The 22150-nt window shown below is 62.8% G+C and carries 16 protein-coding genes; 9 read left to right on the top strand and 7 right to left on the bottom strand.

Going from position 1 to position 22150, the window contains the following annotated elements:
* Positions 1-129: 129 nt before the first annotated feature.
* The 4 genes from RFN30_RS31385 to RFN30_RS31370 all read right to left on the bottom strand — a co-directional run bounded on the left by RFN30_RS31385 (position 130) and on the right by RFN30_RS31370 (position 4424).
* A complete protein-coding gene (locus RFN30_RS31385) occupies positions 130-780 on the bottom strand; it encodes a glutathione S-transferase family protein (protein WP_320265857.1) in 651 nt (216 codons plus the stop codon).
* Between the two features lie 72 nt (positions 781-852).
* Positions 853-2619 (bottom strand): Rieske 2Fe-2S domain-containing protein, encoded by a 1767-nt coding sequence (locus tag RFN30_RS31380; protein WP_320265856.1) that lies wholly within the window; start codon positions 2617-2619, stop codon positions 853-855.
* A gap of 23 nt (positions 2620-2642) precedes the next feature.
* Complete coding sequence (locus RFN30_RS31375) at positions 2643-3533, bottom strand: aromatic ring-hydroxylating dioxygenase subunit alpha (RefSeq protein ID WP_320265855.1); 891 nt, start codon at positions 3531-3533, stop codon at positions 2643-2645.
* Positions 3534-3566: 33 nt separating this feature from the next.
* Positions 3567-4424 (bottom strand): aromatic ring-hydroxylating dioxygenase subunit alpha, encoded by an 858-nt coding sequence (locus RFN30_RS31370; protein WP_320265854.1) that lies wholly within the window; start codon positions 4422-4424, stop codon positions 3567-3569.
* A 250-nt stretch (positions 4425-4674) separates the two neighbouring features.
* Between RFN30_RS31370 and RFN30_RS31365 the strand changes: the two genes are divergently transcribed.
* From RFN30_RS31365 to RFN30_RS31345, 5 genes are all read left to right on the top strand, one after another.
* A complete protein-coding gene (locus tag RFN30_RS31365) occupies positions 4675-5514 on the top strand; it encodes a GntR family transcriptional regulator (RefSeq protein WP_320265853.1) in 840 nt (279 codons plus the stop codon).
* Complete coding sequence (locus RFN30_RS31360; protein WP_320265852.1) at positions 5511-6605, top strand: BMP family ABC transporter substrate-binding protein; 1095 nt, start codon at positions 5511-5513, stop codon at positions 6603-6605. The genes RFN30_RS31365 and RFN30_RS31360 overlap by 4 nt, the downstream gene beginning before the upstream one ends.
* A gap of 99 nt (positions 6606-6704) precedes the next feature.
* Positions 6705-8240 carry an ABC transporter ATP-binding protein gene (locus tag RFN30_RS31355; RefSeq protein ID WP_320265851.1) on the top strand — a complete coding sequence of 512 codons (1536 nt, stop codon included), beginning with the start codon at positions 6705-6707 and terminating at the stop codon, positions 8238-8240.
* On the top strand, positions 8224-9318 hold the full coding sequence (locus tag RFN30_RS31350; RefSeq protein WP_320265850.1) for an ABC transporter permease: 1095 nt from the start codon (positions 8224-8226) through the stop codon (positions 9316-9318). Before RFN30_RS31355 ends, RFN30_RS31350 begins: the two co-directional genes overlap by 17 nt.
* A 13-nt stretch (positions 9319-9331) precedes the next feature.
* Positions 9332-10252: an ABC transporter permease gene (locus RFN30_RS31345; protein ID WP_320265849.1), complete on the top strand. Its 921-nt coding sequence runs from the start codon at positions 9332-9334 to the stop codon at positions 10250-10252.
* 236 nt (positions 10253-10488) lie between these two features.
* Here the strand turns inward: RFN30_RS31345 and RFN30_RS31340 are convergent, their stop codons facing one another.
* Positions 10489-11940, bottom strand: a complete 1452-nt coding sequence (locus RFN30_RS31340; protein ID WP_320265848.1) for an FAD-binding oxidoreductase — start codon at positions 11938-11940, stop codon at positions 10489-10491.
* A 115-nt stretch (positions 11941-12055) separates the two neighbouring features.
* On the opposite strand from RFN30_RS31340, the gene RFN30_RS31335 reads away from it, so the two are divergent.
* Together RFN30_RS31335 and RFN30_RS31330 are read left to right on the top strand one after the other, a co-directional pair.
* Positions 12056-12754, top strand: coding sequence for a winged helix-turn-helix transcriptional regulator (locus tag RFN30_RS31335; protein ID WP_320265847.1), 699 nt, complete (start codon positions 12056-12058; stop codon positions 12752-12754).
* Positions 12755-13090: 336 nt separating this feature from the next.
* Positions 13091-15319, top strand: a complete 2229-nt coding sequence (locus RFN30_RS31330) for a mechanosensitive ion channel family protein (RefSeq protein ID WP_320265846.1) — start codon at positions 13091-13093, stop codon at positions 15317-15319.
* A gap of 262 nt (positions 15320-15581) precedes the next feature.
* Here the strand turns inward: RFN30_RS31330 and RFN30_RS31325 are convergent, their stop codons facing one another.
* Entirely contained in the window at positions 15582-16478 is an 897-nt protein-coding gene (locus tag RFN30_RS31325) for a LysR family transcriptional regulator (RefSeq protein ID WP_320265845.1), read from the bottom strand.
* Between the two features lie 276 nt (positions 16479-16754).
* Here RFN30_RS31325 and RFN30_RS31320 point away from each other — a divergent pair, with 276 nt between their 5' ends.
* Together RFN30_RS31320 and RFN30_RS31315 are read left to right on the top strand one after the other, a co-directional pair.
* Entirely contained in the window at positions 16755-17489 is a 735-nt protein-coding gene (locus tag RFN30_RS31320) for an SDR family NAD(P)-dependent oxidoreductase (protein WP_320265844.1), read from the top strand.
* 216 nt (positions 17490-17705) lie between these two features.
* Positions 17706-18305, top strand: a complete 600-nt coding sequence (locus RFN30_RS31315; protein ID WP_320265843.1) for an NADPH-dependent F420 reductase — start codon at positions 17706-17708, stop codon at positions 18303-18305.
* Positions 18306-19084: 779 nt separating this feature from the next.
* Here the strand turns inward: RFN30_RS31315 and RFN30_RS31310 are convergent.
* A complete protein-coding gene (locus tag RFN30_RS31310) occupies positions 19085-20836 on the bottom strand; it encodes an adenylate/guanylate cyclase domain-containing protein (RefSeq protein ID WP_126097201.1) in 1752 nt (583 codons plus the stop codon).
* Between the last annotated feature and the right edge of the window lie 1314 nt (positions 20837-22150).

The raw sequence follows: 22150 nt of genomic DNA, 5'->3' as shown, positions 1-22150 counted from the left end.
GGCCATCGAGGTCCACCTCCATGATCTCCAGCGGCTTTCCGGCACCAACGGCGACTGCGGCACGCGTTTTCATCTCTTCCCTCTCCAGACTTGGCTGACCGGGCGAGCGCCCGGCCTTCGTCGTTGAAATTATGCGGCGGCCCTGGCCGGCCCGGCCGGAAACACGCCCGACATGACGATGAAGCCCTTGATGCGCTTCACACGATCGCACCAGCGGCGGATCGCAGGGTAATCCTGGCGCGGAATGCCGCCCTCTTCCGACAGCATGATGTAAGGGAAGCAGGAGATGTCGGCGATCGTCGGATGGGTGCCTGAGCAGATCCAGTCGCTGCCCTGCTGCTCGCCGAACCACAGATGCTCGTCGAGGATGCGGAACAGGCGATGCGCGCCGGCGCGCGCGGCGTCGATATCGAAATCGTAGAACAGCGCATCATGCAGGCGGGCGGCCGATGCCGTCGCGGTGATGCCGTCGGCGAAAGCCAGCCATTGGCTGATCTCACCAAGAAGCGCCGGATTGTCCCACGGATACCATTTGCCGGACGGATCGTATTTCGATGCGAGATAGACCAGGATCGCCTGGGCGTCGCGCAGGATCAGCCCATCATCGTCGATGACCGGCAACTGCCCCAGCGGATTGAGCTTCAGGAACCATTCCGACCTGTGCTCGCGGCCGGGATAGAAATCGATTGGCACGGTCTTGTGGCCGATGTCGAGAATGCTCATCAACAGCCGCAATTTGTAGCAATTGCCTGACAGCTCGTAGTCGTAAAGCGTGATCATCGGCGGCTCCTAAAGCAATTCCAGGGAAAGTGCGTAGCGGTTTTCCGTCCGGAATTGCGCAAAAACAGATGGTTAGATATCCAGCACGAGGCGTGCCGATTTGGCGCGCGAGACGCAGGTCATGATCCTGGTGCCTGCCTTCCGCTCGGCGTCGTTGAGATAGACGTCCTGATGGTCGGGCTCGCCCTCGATCACGGTCGCGACGCAGGTGCCACAGGCGCCCTGCTCGCAGGACGACGGCATGTCGATGCCGCTTTCGCGCATGACCTGCAGGATCGTCTTGCCGGCCGGCACCTGCAGCGTGACGCAGGACCTTGCCAGCGCCACCTCGAAGCTCGAACTGTCGTCGATCTTGTTGATGTTCTTGAAGTACTCGAAATGCACGGCGCTGTCCGGCCAGCCCTGCTCGGCGGCGATCATGCGCGCGGCCTCCAGCATCGGACCGGGGCCGCAAATATAGAGATGCATGCCGTTCCGGTAGCCGGTCAGCACGCGGCGCAGCTCGGCACCGGTCGCGTCCGGCGAGAGTCCGAGATGCGGTTTCAACGCATCGCCAAGCCACTGCAGGCGGTCGGCGAAAGCGAGATGCTCTTCGCCTTGCGCGAAATAGTGCAGCTCGTGCGTCAGCTCCTGGTTCTTCAGCGCCTGCGCCATGGCGAGCAGCGGCGTGATGCCGATGCCGCCGGCGACGAAGATCGTCTTGATCGCATCGCGGCGCAGCGGGAAGTTGTTGCGCGGCTCGGAGATCGCCAGCACGTCGCCTTCGCGCACGGTCTCGTGCATGCATTTCGAGCCGCCCTTGGAATCCCGCTCCAGCTTGACGCCGATGATAAAACTGTCGGTCTCGCCGGGGCCGTTGGTGATCGAATACTGACGGATCTCGCCATTCGGCATATGGACGTCGATATGCGCGCCGGGCTGGAAGGTCGGCAGGATGCCCTTGACCGGACGCAGCTCGAAGCCGGCGATCCCATCCGCGGTCTGCCATTTCCTGGTCACCGTGACGCGCAGCGCCGCCTTGCGGCCATGGGCGGTCAGTTCCGGCATTTCGGCGAGCTCGGCCGAGACCCTTTCATAAACCGGCTCGATCGGCGCCGGCGCGGGCGCATTCGCGACGTCGCGCTCGACTTCGTCGCGCAGCTTGGAAAGCCGTTCATTGTGATGGCGCAGGATGGCGATGCGCGCTGCTCCTTCCGCATCCTGGTCGACCACGCCGCGGATGACCGAACGGTTGGAATCGACCGGCTGGACGAAGAAGACGCCTAGCGTTTCGGCGGCGCCGTCGCGCGAGCGGAGCGCCACGGCAAAATCCTGAGCGGCGTCGACCTTGATTTCGGCGGAATTGCCGTCGATCGCCCCATTGGGCTGGAAGCGATAGGCCTTCAGCTTGCCGGCGACCTTGTCAGCCGGCGCGTTGACCGCGATCCCGCGCAAGGCAAGCAGCTTGCCCTCGGCAAGGCCCGCGACATCCGGCACCTCGCCCAGCGGCTCTTCGGACGACCAGACCAGGCCGTAGCGCTCGACCGCCGGAAAGGTGCGGTTGGTGATGGTGCGGGCCGGCGCGTCGGCCGGATGCGCAGGGATATAGGTGCAGCCGGCGGTGCGGTTCGAATAGCGCCAGCCATGATACTGGCACTTCAGCTCGCGGCCGTCATTGATGCCGATCGACAACCTGACGCCGCGATGCAGGCAACGGTTCTCCCAGATGTTGACGTAGCCATCATCGGCCCGCCAGACGGCGAACTCGCGGCCAAGCAACTGGCCGTGGAAAACATGGCGAAACGGCAGATCATGGGCAGCGGCGATCGGGTGCCACCGGCTTCGGGCTTCTTGCAACATCAAAACTCTCCCAAATATCCTGGTCAGGCCGCCGCCGGAATGACCCCGTAGGTCACGCCCTTCTGGCTGAGCCAGCGCCTGTAGGCGATGGCCGACTTATCGGCGCGGATCGGCGTTTCGGCGCGCGGATCGAGCGGCAGGCGCTTCGGGAACTGGTTCTCCAGGATCGGCTTGTCCTGGCCGAAGATCGTCTGCTGGAAGCGCTTGATCACCTTGTCTTCGCTGTTCTCGTCGAGCACGCAAAGCAGCAGGTGGGCGCGCACATGCTCCTGATCGACAGGTTGCAGGAAGATGGCGATCACGTCGCGCCGGCTTTCGTCCACAGGGCTCGATTTATAAAGCACCGAGCAATAGGGGTGCGGCACGCGGTAGACATAGTCGACATCCGCGCCGCCATCCGAGGCGGTGGATGCCATCGGCTGGAAGAAGCGGCAGCGTGTGGCGAGGATCTCGTCGCGGTCGACCGAGATCTCGACATCATACTCCTTGACCTCGGTGTGCGGCTCGGCGCCGAGGATGTCGGTGTGCACGTAAGGAAAATGACCCATGTCGAGAAAGTTCTCGATGGCGCGCGGCGCCGAGACGTTGACGCCGAAGGTGGCCGCGTTGAGCCGGCGCCGGTCGGGCTCGGCATATTCGGGGATCGGGAAGAGGTCGGCCGGCGGCGAACCCAGCGAAGTCCAGACATAGCCGTAGGCGCTCCTCGCCGGCAACCTGTCGGCGACCAGGACCTGGTCGGCCCGGCGCAGGTCCGGCCGCGACCGCCAGACGACCGGCTCGCCATCCGCGCCTACCAGGAAGCTCAGGCGCTCCTCAAGCAGCACCGTTTCCTGGACGGCGCCCGGCGCGGCTTCGGCGATCGCACCCACGGGGTGCCAGAGATTGAGGATCACCGTATCCGAGCATTTTGCCATGGCGTTACCTTCCAAATATCGTCGAGACGTCGATCAGTTTTGTGCCGGGATGGCGCCGTAGGTGACGGAGCGATCGCGCAGCCAGCGCCGGTAGGACACCGATACGGCGTCGGCGCGGATCGGCGTCTCGGCGCGTGGGTCGAGCGGCAGGCGCTTCGGGACCTGGTTTTCCAGGATCGGCTTGTCCTGAGCGAAGATCAACTGCATGAAGCTGCGCACCGTCGCTGCCTCCATGCCGTCCTTGAGGTAGCAAAGAAAAGGATGCGCGATGCAGTTCTCTTCATCGACTGGCTGGACGAAGAGCGTGATCACGTCGAGTCGATGCTTCTGGATCGGATTGCTCTTGTAGAGTGCCACCGTGTAGGGCCGGATCACCTTGTAGACATAGTCGACGACAAAGCCTTCCCTGGCGGTCGGCGACGCTATCGGCTGGTAGAATTTGCACTCGGTCGCCAGCACCTCGTCCTGGGCGGTGATCTCGACGTTGTATGGCGCCACCTCGGTGTGCGGCTCTTCGCCCAGCCAACCAGTATGGACGAAGGGGAAATGGCCCATGTCGAGGAAATTCTCGACGGCGCGCAAGCCGGACACCTTGACCGCGATCGAGCCGCCGCTGACCAGATGGCGGTCCGCTTCATTGGCCTCGGGAATGTAGACGATGTCGCGCCAGGGCTTATCGAGACAGGCCCAGATGAAGCCGTAGCGTTCGGCCGACTTCAACGCGGCGCCGGTATCGGCACGAACGACTTCGACGCGACCCGAACGCTTGCGGACGATGAGGTCGACACCAAGCAGATGGGTCGGAAACGGCGTATCCTGAATGAGCGATTCCTGGTCCGCAACGATGTGCCAGTCGTTCAGCAGCTCGCGGTCGACGCAACGGGCAGCCATCGGCTTCCCTCCCAACTCGGCTAGCCCTTCACCATGAACCTAGCCCGAAGTTTCGAGATAACGAAAACACAAGATTGGATATCAATCAATAATTTTTTGTCCGCCAAAATCCTTTTTTGTGTTGACAGATTTCGGCGATTGACTTCCGATATATGAAATTCTGAATCTGGGATATGTCGCATCCCGACGAGGCATGTTCTTACGAGGGAAGCCTGCTGACCATGCCTTCGAAATGGCGGAGAGCCGTGCCTTGAGCAGTCGTTCCCAGACAATAGCGGATATCCTTACGCGCGCCATCATCGACCATCGGCTGGTGCCCGGCTGCAAGCTCGGGGAGCGCGAGCTCGCCGAAATATTCGACGTCAGCCGCATCGTCGTGCGCCAGGCGCTGATACGGCTTGCCGACGACGGGCTGGCCCAGATCGAGCGCAACCGCGGCGCCTTCGTCGCCAAGCCGAGCATGCAGGAGGCGATGGAGATCTATGACGCGCTGACGCTGGTCGAGCAGGGTGTCGCTGCCCAGCTCAGCGATCGCCTCGGCCCGGCCGGTTGGGCGGAGCTGCGCCAGCACGTCGAGCGCCAGCGCCAGGCCGTCGCCGCCGGCAACGACGCGCTGGCCGACGTGCTCGGCCAAGAATTCCACACCGTCTTCGTGCGCTTGAGCCGCAACAAGGTGATGCAGGAGATCCACGCGCAGCTCGTGCGCCGCACGACGCTGCTGCGCTCGCTCATCACCGCCGATTTCGACTATTGCAACCTCCTCGACGACCATTCGCGGGTCGTCGACCTGCTGGAAAAGGGACGCCTGAGGCAGGCCATGGATCTGATCGACACGCATCACCGCTCGGTGGTGCGCGGCTACATCATGGACCGCGAAGTGTTTCCCGAGATGACACCCGCCGAGGCATTGGCGCCCTATCTCGAAGCCAAGGCGGACGGCGCGACGGCGTCGGTCGCCCCGCGAAGACCAGCAACGACTTCCGGGAAGGGCGACAGCGCGGCGCACCCGCATGTCCATCTCCCCAAGACAGATCCGGCACCGACAAGCCGGGCAGCAGGCAAAAAAACCAACAGAGGGTTACCCACATGAACGACCTGACAAGACGCGGATTCCTGAAATACAGCGGTGCGCTTGGCGCCGCGCTGAGCACCGGGGGATTGAGCACCATCGCCAAAGCCCAGGAAGTGCTCAAGATCGGCGTCGTCTACGTCTCGCCGATCGCCGAGATCGGCTGGACCAAGCAACACAGCCTCGGCGTCGAGGCGATCAAGTCCGAATTCGGCGACAAGGTCGCGCTCACCGTCATCGACAACATCTTCATGCCGCAGGATGCGGAGCGCATTTTCCGCGAGCTCGCCAGCGCCGGCAACAAGCTGATCTTCGGCACCAGCTTCTCGCACGGCACGCCGATGCAGAAGGTGGCGCCGCGCTTTCCCAAGGTGGCATTCGAGCATTGCTCGGGCATCGTCCATCTCGCCAATCTCGGCACTTTCGAAGCCAAATATTACGAAGGCACTTTTGTCGCCGGTGCGGCGGGCGGCCACATGTCGAAATCGGGCAAGATCGGCTTCATCGGCGGCTTCCCGATCCCCGACATCGTCGGCCCGGCCAACGCGCTGCTGCTCGGCGCGCAGAGCGTCAATCCGAACGCCACCTGCAACGCCATCTTTCTCAATTCCTGGTTCGATCCGGGCAAGGAAAAGGAGGCCGCCAAAACGCTGCTTTCACAAGGCTGCGACGTCATCTGCTCGATGACCGATACGGCAACCGGCGTGCAGGTCGCCGGCGAAGGCGGGGCGTGGTCGATCGGCTATGCCAGCGACATGGCGAAGTTCTCCTCGGGCAAGCAGCTGACATCCTTCGTGCTCGACTGGACCAGCGACTATGTCGGCGCCGCCAAGGCCGTCGCCGCCGGCGGCTGGAAGCCGGACGTGCGTTGGGACGGGCTTGCCGCCGGCGTCGTGAAGATGGCGCCCTACAATGAAGGCATGCCGGCCGACACCAAGGCCAAGCTGAAGCAGCTCGAAGCCGACATCGGCAGCGGCAAGGTGCATCCCTATGCCGGCGAGCTGAAGGACCAGGACGGCAACGTCAAGGTCGCGGCCGGATCGGTGCTGGCCGACGACGACATTCGCGGCATGAACTGGTTCGTCAAGGGTATGATCGGCAAGCTGAGCTGATCGCCTTCAAAGAACCCAGGGAGACGCCGAAGCCCATATCCCGGCGTCTCCCTGGCCTGGTTCCCGTCCAACCCCGCTCCACGCCCGGCAGGACCCGCCATGCATCCGCGATTAGAATTGCGCAACATCTCGAAGCGCTATCCCGGCGTCGTCGCCAATGACGACGTCTCGCTGTCGATCCAACCCGGCGAGATCCATGCCGTGCTGGGCGAGAACGGCGCCGGCAAATCGACGCTGATGAAGATCATCTACGGCGCGGCGCAGGCTGATTCCGGCGAGATCTATTGCGACGGCAATTTGATCACCGCGCACAATCCGGCGATGTCGCGCGCGCTCGGCATCGAGATGGTCTATCAGCACTTCGCGCTGTTCGAATCTGTTTCGGTGGTCGAGAACATCGCGCTGTCGGCAAGCAGCGCCTTCGATCTGCCTTCGCTCGCCGAGAAGATCCGCGAGCTGTCGCTGCGTTACGGCATGCCCATCGATCCGCACCGCCAGGTGCACGACCTGTCGGTCGGCGAGCGGCAGCGCGTCGAGATCGTGCGCTGCCTCTTACAGGCGCCGAAGCTTCTGATCCTCGACGAGCCGACCTCCGTGCTGACGCCGCAGGCCGTGGTCAAATTGTTCGACACGCTTCGGCAACTTGCCGCGGAGGGCTGCTCGATCGTCTATATCAGCCACAAGCTCGACGAGGTGCAGGAGCTCTGCGACACCGCCACGGTGCTGCGCAACGGCAAGGTGACCGGCACCGCGCGCCCGAAGGAAACGACATCGCTGGAGCTCGCCCGCATGATGGTCGGCTCGAAGCTGCCGGAAATGCATGTCAGCCTGGCGACGCCGAGCGAGAAGCCGGTGCTCGAGGTCAAGAACCTGTCGGCCAAGGCCAGGGACCATTTCGGCGTCGACCTGAAGGACGTGTCCTTCGACGTGCGCGGCGGCGAGATCGTCGGCCTGGCGGGCGTCTCCGGCAACGGCCAGGCCGAGCTCGTCGCGCTGCTGAGCGGCGAGCGCCGGCACACGCAAGACGACGCGATCAAGATCGGCGGGACGCCCGCCGCCGGCCTGCGCCCCGACGAGCGGCGCAAGCTCGGCCTCGCCTTCGTTCCCGAAGAAAGGCTCGGACGCGGCGCGGTGCCCTCGCACACGCTATGGGAAAATGCAGTTCTGACCGCGCACCGCTTCGGCACCGTCAGCAAGGGCCTAGTCGACCGCCGCAAGGCCAGCGCCTTCGCCGCCGGCATCATCGACAGGTTCAAGGTCAAGGCCAACGGCACGGGCGCGACGGCGCAGAGCCTGTCGGGCGGCAACCTGCAAAAGTTCATCGTCGGACGCGAGATCGCGCTGGCGCCGAAGCTGCTGCTCGTCTCCCAGCCGACCTGGGGCGTCGATGTCGGCGCGAGCGCCTTCATCCGCCAGACCATCGTCGACCTCAGCCGCGCCGGCACGGCCGTGTTCGTGGTCTCGGAAGAGCTCGACGAGCTGTTCGAGATCTGCGACCGGCTGCTCGTGATCTGCAAGGGGCAGGTTTCGCCCCCGCTGGTTCGCACGAGCACCGACCGGGAGGAGATCGGGCTCTTGATGACCGGCAGGACGATGACCAATAATAGGAGTGGCGACGTTGCGCTTCAGGATTGAACAAAGGCCGGAGCCTTCGGCCGCGATGCGCGTCGCGGCGCCGGTCCTGGCGTCCCTTCTGACGCTGATCGTCGGCTCCCTCTTCTTCGCCTCGCTCGGGCACGAGCCGCTGCCGACGCTCTATGCCTTCTTCGTCGAGCCGCTGAGCTCGATGAACGGTCTGTCGGAATGGCTGCTGAAAGCCTCGCCACTGATCCTGATCGCTTGCGGCCTGGCGGTCGGCTTCCGCGCCAATGTCTGGAATATCGGCGCGGAAGGCCAGTTCACCATGGGCGCGATCGCCGCCAGCGGCGTCGGGCTGTTCTGGCCGAATCCGGACAGCGCGCTGCTGTTGCCGCTGATGTTCCTGGCCGGGATGGCCGCCGGCATGGCCTGGGCGGCGATCCCGGCCTTCCTGCGCGCCCGCATGAACACCAATGAGATCCTGGTCACGCTGATGATGACCTATATCGCGACGCTGTTCCTGTCCTACCTGGTACATGGACCGTGGCGGGACCCGGCCGGCTTCAACTATCCGCAGACGGCGCTTCTGCCGACGGCGGCGATGTTCGAATCTTTCGATCCGGCCTACCGGCTCAACCCCTCGATCTTCATCACGATCGTCGCCGTGCTCCTGATGTGGCTGTTCGCCGACCGCAGCTTCCTCGGCTACAAGATGTCGGTGAGCGGCGCGGCGCCCTTGGCTGCCCGCTATGCCGGCTTTCGCGAATCCGCAGCGGTCTGGATCGGCCTTCTGGCGGGAGGCGCCGCGGCCGGCATTGCCGGCATGGCGGAGGCCGCCGGGCCGCTCGGCCAGCTCTCGCCGCAGATTTCGCCCGGCTACGGATTTGCCGCCATCATCGTCGCCTTCATCGGACGGCTGAACGCCTTCGGCATCGTGCTCGGCGGGCTCTTGATGTCGCTGCTCTTTCTCGGCGGCGAAGGCGTGCAGATGACGCTCGCCCTGCCCTCGGCGCTGACGCGCATCTTCCAGGGCATCCTGCTGTTCTTCCTGCTCGCGGCCGACTTCTTCATTTTCTATCGCATTCGGCCGGTGCGGCCGGCCAGCGACACGCATACGCTCGAGACGGCGCGGTAGCGGGAGACAGCCGATGGAACTCTTCATTGCCATCTTCACCGGCACCATCATCGCCGCCACGCCGCTGATCTTCGCCGCACTCGGCGAGCTCGTGGTGGAGAAATCCGGCGTGCTCAATCTCGGCATCGAAGGCATGATGCTGATGGGCGCCGCCCTTGCCTTCTGGGCGGTCACCGCGGGCTATTCCATGCCTGTCGCGATCATTGCCGGGGCGCTCGCCGGCGCCGCCGCCTCGCTGCTGTTCGGCGTCCTGGCGCTCACCTTCCTCACCAACCAATATGCGGCCGGCCTGGCGCTAGCGATCTTCGGTTCCGGCGTGTCGGCCTTCCTCGGACGCGGCTTCGGCAGCGCCCCGATCGAGGCGCTGCACCGCGTCGACATCCCGGTCCTGTCCGACCTGCCGCTGATCGGGCCGCTGCTCCTCCGCTTCGACCCGCTGGTCTATCTCGCCCTGCTGATGTTCGGGGCCATCAGCTGGTTCCTCTACCGCACGAAAGCCGGCCTCATCCTGCGCACGATCGGGGAATCGCCGCAGACTTCGCATGCGATCGGCTATCCGGTGATCAGGATCCGCTACATGGCGGTGCTGTTCGGCGGCCTGATGGCCGGGCTGGCGGGCGCCTATCTGTCGGTCGCCTACACGCCGCTCTGGGTCGAGAACATGACCGCCGGCAAGGGCTGGATCGCGCTGGCGCTGGTGGTGTTCGCCACATGGCGGCCGCTACGCGTCCTGCTCGGCGCCTGGCTGTTCGGCGGCATGACGATCCTGCAATTGCAAGGGCAGGCGCTGGGGCTGCAGGTCCCTTCCGAGCTTCTGTCCGCCCTGCCCTATCTGGCGACGATCGTGGTGCTGGTGCTGATCTCGCGCAACCGCCAGGTGCTGGCCCTGCACTTCCCTGCCTCGCTGGCAAAGCCGTTCCGCCCCGCGGGCTAGAGCAATCCCAGGAACGGTTTTCCATCCGGAGTTGCGTAAAAACAAAGAGATAGAGCGTTTCGCCGTTTCCATGAAACGGTGAAGCGCTCTGGAGCCGAAACCTGCGACCGGAGAATTTCCCGCAGCCTCCGCAAACCCATTCATCGCCTGCTATCGGCCGTCGAGATGCACGTCGGCATCTGACGTGGAAATCCCCGACGCTGCGAAAAGTACCGTCAACGCCAATCGTCAAGATCTCAATGCCTACGGCCTGCCGTGGGCAAGCGCAGCAATCCACCGGGACGGATGTTCTGGTTATGGTGGAAGGCGTTGTCGGAGTCGTACGTGGTCTTCACGTCCACCAGTCGGTCGTAGACGGCGTCGCCGTACGCCTCGCGGACCCGGGCGGGATCTTCGTCGCCGCCGAGGAAGTTGACGTAGACGCCTTCGCGGAAGCGGCCGAGGGCGGCGAAGAACCGCCTCGTCCAGGCAGTGTCCCTGTCGCCGAAGTCCTCGCCGGGCCGCCACACAGCATCGAGGGTGATTGCGTGCGACGCCTGCCGGTTCCCGAACGCTGTGGCACCCTCGCTTACTCTGCCCACCGCCCCCTTGAGATGGAACATAGCTGCGTATGACCGCGGCGACGACGAAGAGAACGCGTGCTCGACGATCACGTCGATGAGGTCGTCGCGGAGCTCGGGGAGATGGGTGGACTTCCAATAATAGTTCCAACCGTGGGCGACGGTTGAGTCGAGCGCGCTCTGGAATCCCACGTACGGCGTGGGGCCAACCAGGTCGAGGAGAGGAGTCCGCAAGGCGCGGAGCGGACGTAGCACCTGCTCACCGTCCTCGATCGGCCCGGCGTAGCAGGTCCCGACCATGATCACCGGGCGCCAGTGCAGATTCGCTGGTATGACCGGTAGTGGCGGCGCGGCGCCGAATCTCACGACCGTGCCGAGTTCATCGCGGGCATCGCGCACGAAGTCGCGATAGAAGCGCAGGACCTCCCCGGCGTCGGTCGCGTCCCAGAGGATAGGGCCCGCCAGGACGATGGGGCCGACGGAGTGGAGGCGGAACTCGAACGAGGTGACCACGCCGAAGTTGCCGCCGCCGCCGCGCAATGCCCAAAACAGGTCGGGGTGCTCTCGCTCGGATGCCCGCAGCAGTTCGCCGTCGGCTGTCACGACTTCGGCAGCGAGGAGGTTGTCGACCGTGAGGCCGTGCTTGCGCATCAGCCAGCCGACGCCTCCGCCCAGGGTGAGCCCGGCAACGCCGGTGTGGCTCACGATACCCCCGGTGGTGGCCAGACCGTATGCTTGCGTCTCATGGTCGACGTCGCCCCACAGCGCGCCACCCTGCACCCAGGCCCTGCGGTCGGCGGGGTCGACCCGCACGCCCCTCATGGCCGAGAGGTCAATGACGATCCCATCGTCGCAAACGGCGGTGCCCGCTACGTTGTGGCCGCCACCGCGTATGGCGATCTCCAGATTGTGGTCGCGGGCGAAACGCACGGTCTTGACTGTGTCGGCGGTCCCGATGCATCGGGCGATCAGGCGCGGGCGCCGGTCAATGGCGCCGTTCCAGACTGCACGCGCGATATCATAGTCGGCGTGCCCGGCATTGATCAGCTCGCCTCGGAACCCGTCGATTTCCACGACGGCTGACTTCATGTTTCCGCGATCAGCTTCCGTTGTCATCGGTGTCATCATCGTGTCCTCCTCCTATTGAGGGCTGTTGAGGGCACGATCGGACCACGGCGGGCCGCGGCCGTATAGTCAAAAATCTGGACTTCACAAGCGAAGGCGGGCGCGCAACAGTGGTGCCATGAGGACATACGGCCAATACTGCCCCATCGCTCGTGGCGCCGAGATCTTCGCCGAGCGCTGGACACCGCTCATCATCCGCAACCTGCACCTTGGCTGCGGAAACTTCAGTGAAATCCTGGAGGGCGCGCCGGGACTCTCCCACACCCTCCTTTCACAGCGACTCAAGCAGCTGGAACGGCTCGGTGTCGTCGAGTCAGCACCCAAGTCCGACGGACGCGGGCACCACTACGAGCTCACTTCGGCGGGCCACGCCCTCTTCGGGGTCTGCCAGTCGCTCGGTGAGTGGGGCGTGCGTTGGCTCGAGATCGCCCCCGAGCACCTCGACCCCTTTGTGGCGCTGTGGTCCATGTGCAACGCGCTCCGCCGAGACCGGCTGCCTGATCGGCGTGTCGTCATACGTTTCGACTTCACCGGCCGGCCGCATCGAGAGCGCTACTGGCTACTCATCGAGTTCGGAGACACCGAAATCTGCAAGAAATACCCCGGCTTCGAGGAGGATCTCTACATCACCGCGGAAGCCGAAGCCTTCGTCAAATGGCACGCCGGCCAACTTAGCTGGGCCCAAGCCGTCGGCGGGGGCCGAATCCAGCTCGACGGTCCGCCGTCGCTGGTAAGAGCCTTCCCAACCTGGAACGCGCGCAGCATGTTCGCGCATATCAGGCCGGTCGCCCACGCCGCCACGAGCGCCACAGCCTGACATCCTCGATGCGGCCTCCCACTGCGCCTCCGCATTACCCTAGCCGCCAGAACAGGCTGTAGCCGTCAGCGCTCCGACCAGGGCTTTTTTTCGTTGCAAAATCAATGCCCATGGTAGGCCCGGAGGACATCCTATAGATGTTGTACCCGGCGCAGCGATCCAGCTCGAAATGGTGACGTCTTGCACCACAACATCGGTTTCTTCAAGGTAGCAGCAACGACGGGCATAGACGTCCTTGCTCGCCGACCGGAAGGTAGCACGATGCCACTCATGATTCGACGATTGGGAGCCAGGAATCCGGAGCGCCCGGCACGACGTCTCGGAGATCTGACCGCGATGTTTGCCCTGATTGCGAGGCCGCTCTTTTTTGGGATCGCCCTGCTGTTGGCTGGTCCAGCACAGGCGCAGGCGCCGGCGACCCTCCCGCCTGAAAAGGTCAAACAGCTGTTCGAGCTTCTCGACGATCCGTCCGTGAAGGCCTGGGTGGCCGAACAACGAAATCAGGGCGCCGGGTCAACGAGCGCGCCCGCCGAGGCAGGAGCTTCGCCCGCCGGCGCATCGCCTGACGCCGTGGTCGCACCAGGCCAGATGAACACGATGGCATCCTCGACGCTCGATCGGATCAGGCATCATATCGAAAGAATCGTGCGAACCTTGCCCTCACTGCCAGGCCAGTTCGCGCGCGTTCGGGCAGCGACGATGGAGGACATGTCCAGCAAGGGATCCGCCGGCGTGCTTTTGCTGATCGTGATGTTTATCGCTGCCGGCCTGGCGCTCACCTGGGCTACATACAAGCTCACCCGTCCATTTCGTCTTTGGATCATCGCGCAGCCAAGGGACACGCCCATCGGGCGAGCCAAGAAGATTGGCGGCCGCACGCTTTATTCCAGCCTGCTGATCGTCTCGTTCGCGCTGGGCAGCGCCGGCGCGTTCATGTTGTTCGACTGGCCAATGCTGATCCGCGAGATTGTGCTGACATTTCTGATGGCTGCAGTCGCCACATGGGGTGTGCGCACGTATCTGTGTGCCATGCTCGTCCCTTCCTTCATGCAGGTCGAGAACGCCGTCGAGGTTCGTGCTCTGCCGATCACCAACGAAACGGCTGACCATTGGTCCTACTGGCTACCCAGGATCTTCGGCGTCTTCGCCTTCTTCGCCGCCGCGTTCATCCTCTTGCCGGGTCTCGGCATCGATCGGGACGGGATGACGGTCCTGTCAGTGGGCGCCGATTTCGTTCTGCTTGTGCTCTTGCTGCTTGCGGTTTGGCGCAGGCCAAGAACACAGCGGGAAGGTGCCCACCAAAGCGGTCACACGGCAGCGACGTGGTTGTTGACTTCCTATTTCGTCGTTCTGTTCCTGCAGCGCATCGCCGGCCTTTATGTATTCTTCTGGTTTACCTTCGCCGCATTCTTCCTGCCCTTGGCAATCGTGCTGACGCAGCGCGGGGTCAATTTCGTCCTGCGACCGGGTTCGGAAGAAGCTGGCCGGCCTACGATCCCGGCGGTGACGATCGCCGTCATCGATCGCGGAATCCGGATGATCTTCATCCTGGCGGCGGCTTATTTTCTCGCGCGTGTCTGGGGTCTGGACATGCAGTCCATGCAAGGCGGCGATACGACGACCATGCTCATATTGCGCGGCCTGATCAATGTCATAGTCATTGCACTTGCCGCCGATTTCGGCTGGTCGATCATCAAAGCCTTGATCGAACGCAAGCTGGGCATCGAAACGCCGCATGCGGTGACCGGGGAGGAGGACGTCCCTCCCCTCGATCCGCAGCAGGCGCGGCTGCGCACGCTCTTGCCGATCATCCAGAACATTCTGCTCGCCGTGATCGTGGTGATGGCGGTGCTGATGATGCTCGCCTCCGTAGGTATCCAGATCGGCCCGCTGATCGCCGGCGCCGGCGTCGTTGGCGTCGCAGTGGGATTTGGGGCGCAAACCATCGTCAAGGACGTCATTTCGGGCGTGTTTTTTCTGCTCGACGATGCGTTTCGTGTTGGCGAATACATTACATCGGGCCGTTATGTGGGAACGGTGGAGAGCTTTTCGCTGCGCTCGGTGAAGCTGCGCCACCATCGCGGCCCGCTGTTCACAATCCCTTTCGGTGAACTCGGGGCAGTCCAGAATCAGAGCCGCGACTGGGTTACCGACAAATTCAACATCACCGTCGGCTATGACACCGATATCGACTTCGCGCGCAAGCTGATCAAGCGGATCGGCCTCGAACTGGCGGAAGATCCCGAATTCAAGCACTGGGTGATCGAACCGATCAAAATGCAGGGCGTACAGGAGTTCGGGGAGTATGGCATCGTATTGCGGGTCAAGGTCACGACCAGACCGGGAGGCGCCTTCGGTATGAAAGGCAAATTCTATCTGCGCGTCCGCCAGGCCTTCAAGGAGCAGGGCATCGAGCTGCCATTCCCGACCGTCCACGTCCAGGGGCTAGAGAGCCCGCATGGGGCGGCGGAGAATGCGCCGTCGGAGATCACACCCGCGTTAAAAATGGCTATCGCGCAGTCGCATACCAATCGGCGCAGAAAAAAGGCTAGCACAACGGAGTAGGAAAGCTGTGACAGCTATCTGCGACAGCGCGGCTTTCCGCGCATTGTCCGTGGCAGGAATACTCTTTTATCTTCAACCGTTTAAGACGAAAAAGTACCGTCAAGAGCCTCACCGACCCCTGACGGTACTTTGAGAGATTCGGCCGGGAAGTAGCCGAAGACTGCTGTCAGCAGCGCAAGGGGTTAACGCGATGTCACTTGGAGCGATCGCAGCTCGGCTTCCGACCGGACTACGGCAAGCGCCATCGGCTACCTGCCGCGCGTCAGTCGCGCGATAAGGACAGTCCCGCGAGAAGCGGCGCGTACGCGGCGAGCCTGCGGGATACGAACTCCGTGAAGAGCCGCACGCGCTTCGTCTTGCGTGCCTCCCCCTGTGTGAGAAGCCAGAGCGTTCCGTACATGTGCAGGTCGGTGCCCGGCACCCTCACCAGCAGGGGGTCAGCATCTCCGACGAAGCACGGCAGCGTCGTCATCCCGAGCCCCTGCTGCACCGCGACGATCTGCGCCTCGGCATCTGTGACCCTGAACGGAACCTCGGCGGTGCGAACCTCACCCTCGTGGGCCCAGTCCGGGATTCCATGAATGCTTATGACGATCCAGCGGATGGGATCAGGCGCGCCCGCACGCCACGCGGCTAGTCGATCGCGGGATATGTAGACGCCTCCGAACAGCTCCGGTCCCTTCAGGCCGTGAAGATTGAGCGGCAGGGTTTTGCGGTCGTAGACGACGCGGATCGCGACGTCGGCCTCTCGGTTGGTCAGATTTGCCAGCTCGCCGGATGACAAGATTTCCATCTCGATGTCCGGATACAGACGCGCGAAATCGGAGAAGTCCGGCATGAGCAGGTGTGTCGCGAGGGGCGGTGCCAGTGTCACCCGCAGAAGCCCGCGCACGCTCTGGTCGCGACCGAAGACGCGCGTTTCCAGCTGGTGCGACGACGCTTCCATCTGGTCCGCGAGCTCGAGGACCTCCTCCCCCGCAGCCGTCAGGCGGTAGCCCGAAGGCAGCTTCTCGAACATGTGCGCCCCGAGCCGTTCCTCCAGTTGGGCGACGCGTCGCAGCACGGTCGAGTGGTTGACCCCGAGGCGCTCGGCGGCAGCCCGAACCGAGCCTCCGCGCGCGACGGCAAGAAAGTAGCGAACGTCATCCCAGTCGATCATGGTGCAATCCAGCACCGCTGGGGTGCGCCTTCCAAAGCCCGTATCTAACACATCGAACTGCGGTACGGGCGGTCATCATAGCCCATGGCGACAAGCGCGGCCCAATTCCGAACGGCGGACACCGATCGTCGCGGCTGGCGTCAGTCATCCAGCCGGATCGATTTCGCACCACCGATGTGCGCGCTTCCGCACTCAACGCCTGACGCCGGCGGACCTATGTCGAGGTTCTCGGGGGCCTCCCCGAACGACCAAGGGCGGAGCCTGAAAGGAGAAGTCATGGGAAAGCTTGAGGGTAAGGTTGCAGTCATCACGGGTGGATCGAGCGGGATGGCGCTGGCGAGCGCCAAGCGGTTCGTTGAAGAGGGCGCCTATGTTTTCATCACGGGCCGCCGGCAGGAAGCGCTCGACGAGGCCGTCAGGCTGATCGGCCGGAACGTGACCGGCGTGCGCGGCGACGCGGCCAATCTCGGCGACCTCGACCGCCTGTTCGATATAGTCAAGCGGGAAAAGGGCAAGATCGACGTCCTGTACGCGAGCGCCGGCACGGGCGAAGCCGTCCCACTGGGCGAGATTACCGAGCAGCATTTCGATGCGGCCTTCGGCCTGAATACGCGCGGCACGCTGTTTACGGTTCAGAAGGCGCTGCCGCTGTTCAACGACGGCGGATCGATCTTCATGACCGGGTCAGTTGCTTCGGTGAAAGGTTTTCCTGGTTACGGCGTGTATTCGGCGAGCAAGGCGGCGTTGCGCTCATTCGCACGCACTTGGCTCAACGAACTGAAGGGCAGGAATATCCGGGTGAACGTGCTGAGCCCGGGGCCGATCGCCACACCGATGCAAGACCAAGTTCTCACCGAGGAGGCGAAGCGGATGTTTGAATCCCTTATCCCGCGAGGAAAGATGGGGCGTCCTGAGGAAATTGCGGCGGTCGCGGTGTTTCTTGCTTCTGACGATTCCAGCTTCGTGAATGGGGTGGAGCTGTCTGTCGACGGCGGCTTCTCGGCCATCTGAAATCGCGCCTGATCGCGGGAAATGGCTGACCGTCCGGCCGCGCGGAAGTCGTTCGCGGCAGGACGTCTACGCGTCAATTCAGAAATTCGAACCGATGACGCGCATCGCTTGGGGTGGCGGTCCGAAGATCTCGCGAAGGTCACCATGCAGCGAAACGGATAACCCAGCGCCATTGAAGGCCGGGGAATCAATATCAACACGGATCGGAGAAGTATCATGAGCTATGCGATTGTAGGATTCGGTGCGGTAGGCCAGGCCCTCGCCCGGGCCTTCGCCCGTAAGAACATCAAGGTGGCCGTCGCCAGCCGCCGGCCTCCCGAGGCGTTGGCGCCGCAGGCTCGGGCGATTGGACCCACGGTCGTCGCCAAGTCGCTGCGGGATGCACTCGAGGCCGAGACAATCATCTTGGCGGTCCCGTTCGGGGAGCATCGCGAGGTTGCGAAGGCCCTGCCGAGCTGGAAAGGCAAGACGGTCATCGACGCGATGAACGCGTTGGTTCCCCTTGAGGAGCTGGACGGTCTCCCGTCCTCCGCCTTCGTCGCGAAGGCGTTCACCGGCGCCAAACTCGTGAAAGGCTTCAATCACCTGATTGCGGCCACCCTGGCTGCCGATCCGATCGTCGAGGGCGGCCACCGGGTCGTCTTTCTGTCGAGCGACGACGAGGACGCGACCGCTCCTGTGGCGGCCTTGGCCAAACAACTCGGGTTCGCACCCGTCAAGCTGGGAAAGCTCAACGAGGGTGGCGCGCTGGTGCACGCACGCGGCCGCATTTGGGGTCAGCTCATCTTCCAGGATTTGTTCAAGAAGGAGCAGTAATCGAAGGCGTATGGACGCTGTTCGAAGAGCGGGAGGACGCCCGACGGAGCGGCAGATCTGCGGGGCGCCGAGTATCTATCGACTGCTATCGATGGCCTAGGATTCGCTCGAATGTCCTCTGCTATCCGCTACTACTCCACGGTACGTCCCTCACTCCCACTCGATTATTCAATCAGCCTACAACCCATTGAAATCGCTAGCAAATACTTTCCAAAGACGGTCAAACTCCGACAGTCGAGCCGTCAAAAAGCTACGCTATTGATTTTCAAGAGAAATTCGCCGCCAAATTTATTTCGAGGTTTCACCAACTATCAGGGGCAGTCGGACGATTTTGCAGATCGATAACCTCGGCGCAGTATCTGACTCGGCTCAAAAAGTACTGTCAACCAAAGTCATATCGCCGCTACCTTGGGCTAACCAAAACCCCAGCCTCATTGGTCGAACCAACCTCTTCTGGCCTCGTTGGATACCACGCGCTGTCAGTCGGCCATTCGCCCCCTGCCTGCCTGTCCGCTTTGCGGCTCATTGTCGCCGTCCAGTGATCCGCTCGCCAATCCTGTAAGCTACCGTACTTTCACATTCGGCAGATGTTGCGCACGAACGGCCGACATGGGGACTTTCCAGCCCGGCAGCTTTTGGCAAGACCGGCGTTGATAGCTGCCTATCGCGAGGCCTGCCGACATGACGGATTTGGTTGCTATCTGGCGGCGACATCATGCCACCAGGCTGCCCACGTTTTAACTACCAACTCGCGATCGGTATGCGCCAACCTGGCAGAGCTATTCCGGCAGCCCAGCCTTTCGCAAACCTTCTGAAAGCAGAGCCATATCGGCCGCACGCCTGATTGAAACGACGTCGGCGAGATTGGAAATTCGTTGGCTAGGATCGAGGGCGAGAATTCGGCTCACCACCTTTTGCGCATCTTCGGTTCGGCCAGCGTGAGCATAGCTTGCAGCCGCAAAGCGCAACGACGGCAAAAAGTCCGGCTTTTCCCGCAACGACCTTTCCGCCCAAGATGATGCCTCCTCAAATCGACCAGCTAAGAGATGAGCCACTACAACCGCATTCAGCATATCGAACATGAACGGGTCGACTGGGCTCATGCGTATCGCAGTGGCCAGGTGCTGGAGGGCGGTTTCCGTATCGCCGAGGTCGGCTCTGACCCAGCCGCTGAATAGCCACGCAGTAGCCAGGTTCGGATTGAGCGCAAGCGCGCGATCAATGAACGCTGCCCCGCTATTGTAGTTGCCCACGACAAACGCGAGCGCTTCCCCGCCGAGTGAGAGCGCAACCGCGTCATCCCTGCCCAAATCCACTGCCTTCAGAGCCAGGCGTTCTGTCTCGACGGTTTCCTGCTCACGATCGGCCATCCAGCCGTTCGCCTTGCGCATGACGGCACACAACGCGGCCATGCCGTATGCCGAGGCGAATTCAGGGTCGAGTTCGATGGCCTTGTAAAACAACTGAAGGGCGTTTGCGTTGGATTCCCTGGTCAACTGATGAAGACTTGCTATCCCGCGCAGATAGTAGTCGTAAGCGTCAAGGTGCTCGGTCGGCTTGCGCTTGGCCCGCTCGATCTCTGCCTGTTCCAGCTTCGGACCGATCGCTCCGACGACGCTCCGGGTCACTTCCTCCTGCAGGTCAAAAACGTCCTCTAGCCCGCCGTCGAAACGGTCGGCCCATAGATGTGCGCCCGTTGCCGCGTCGATGAGCTGCCCGGTGATGCGCACCCTGCTCGCCGCCTTGCGCACGCTCCCTTCAAGCACATAGCGCACACCAAGCTCACGCCCGACCTGCTTAATGTCCACTGCCCGGCCCTTGTATGTAAAGCTCGAGTTGCGCGCGATGACGAACAGCCAGCGCGTCCGGGACAGCGCGGTGATGATCTCCTCCACCATGCCGTCAGCGAAGTAGCCCTGCTCGGGGTCGCCACTTATGTTGTCGAATGGCAAGACCGCGATGGACGGTTTTTCGGGAAGCGTCAGCCTCTCCCTTGTCGAGAATACCGAAGTTGGTTTTGCTCGACTGACCTGATAGGCGCGCACCGCCTCCACGATGTTGTGGACCTGATGGCTACCGAGGTCGGTGTAGGCATAGTCTAGTTTGCCCTTGACCTGCTCGTAGACGTTGCTCGCGACGCAGACGCCGCCAGGTTCTGCAAGCTTCTCGAGCCGCGCGGCGATGTTCACACCATCACCGTAGATCGTGTCGTCCTCCGCAATCACGTCGCCCAAATTCACGCCCATGCGGAAAGTCATGCGCTTGTCTTCGGGCAAACTTGCATTGTGAGCGGCCAATCCCTCCTGGGCTTCGACCGCGCACTGTACCGCGTCGACCGCGCTGGCAAATTCGACAAGCAGACTGTCTCCGGCGGAACCAACGATGCGTCCATGGGCCTCCGCGATCCTAGGCTCGATCACCTCGGCGCGAAGGTGCTTCAACTGCGTGAGCGTGCCAACCTCGTCGGCTCCCATGAGGCGGCTGTAGCCGACGACGTCGGCAGCAAGGATTGCGGTGAGGCGTCGCTCCATACTTGTGTCCTGCCTCTTCCGTAGGTCGAAGCTCCGGGCGGCGAGCGTATTCTAGTCCTACCTCGAATGCGAGCGTGCAGTGCCGGCGCCGACAGCGATCAACTCACCACGTCCCTTGGGCCATTCCTCACACGGCGTCGTTTATGGTCCGATCGCGGGTGCTGCCGACGGGCTACTTTGGGTCAGGTCACGACATCAGACCTTGGAGGTTGAACGTCCGCTATCGTTCTTTCTCGCACAAAAGCGGACCTACTGATTCCGGCCCCCCTTTCGGACGTTCAACCGCGCGCCCATGGTTTACTACCGGCCCTACTGGCACTCTACGGGGATGACCCAGATTGGCGCAAACCCGGCCTGAGCTGCAAGTTTGCCGTCATGGGATCGCCTGTGATCAGAGTGACCAGGCTGAACGAAACCGCATCATGAACTAAAGTACCGTCGGCGCGGAAACAACACTCCAGGGCGACTTTCTCTCACAATTTCGAAGTGTTAGCTGAGAAAAGGTACCGTCAAAACTGGAATGCGGGTGACGGTATTTTTCTCGCGAGCACGACTCCGCGCGAAAAGTACCGCCCAAAGTACCGTCAGATTGAAGTCATGAACAATCGAGTGGGAGTGAGGGTTAGCGTAGTCTGGACATCGCGTCGGCACGGGCGCGGCGGTCCACTCATCACGACGACAAGCCACCTGGCTCGAACCGCCGATTTTACCATAGAACCACGTTCCTCGCCGCGTTCGGCACCACCCTTACGGGGCGGATTCTTACCCCGCACCGAACGGATGATCGCTGAGTTCACCACGGCACCGACGACGACGATGTCGAATGTGAAATCGTTTGTGTGCTTGCCCATGACATCAAGCCGGGGGCGTTTTCCGACATCGGGCACGGCGACGACTGCAATGGGACCGAAGAACGAACCCGCTGCGCGGGATGGGCGCATGGGGTGAGGCCGAAATCCGAAATCCCCATAACCATCGCCTGTGGCCCGCGGGTTCCTTCCTCGGGGACTTTCGTACGCCTGCCGGCGCCCGAAACTCTTCACGTCAGCAGACGGGCAGCTTTCGAGGGCCACAAAGCTAGAGCCGACCCCTCCTGTTCGACTGGTGGCTTGATCTGACCCGATGCAGACCCTCAAGCGCACTGAGGCGATGGTCTGCTTCGGGACCCAAAGATAACCCTAGAGCGGTTCAAGATTTGACGGAATCGGAGGGATTCCTGATTTGTCGGATTTGTGATTCAGGATGCTGGCTGGAATGGAGGCCAGCATCTGATGACGCGACCTCTTTCGGACGATCTTCGCGAACGGGTTGTGG

Origin of the sequence: Mesorhizobium dulcispinae (assembly GCF_033977345.1) — a bacterium.
Taxonomy (GTDB): domain Bacteria; phylum Pseudomonadota; class Alphaproteobacteria; order Rhizobiales; family Rhizobiaceae; genus Mesorhizobium; species Mesorhizobium dulcispinae.
The sequence above is the reverse complement of the archived record's forward strand: the minus strand, read 5'-3'. Positions and strand labels throughout refer to the sequence as shown.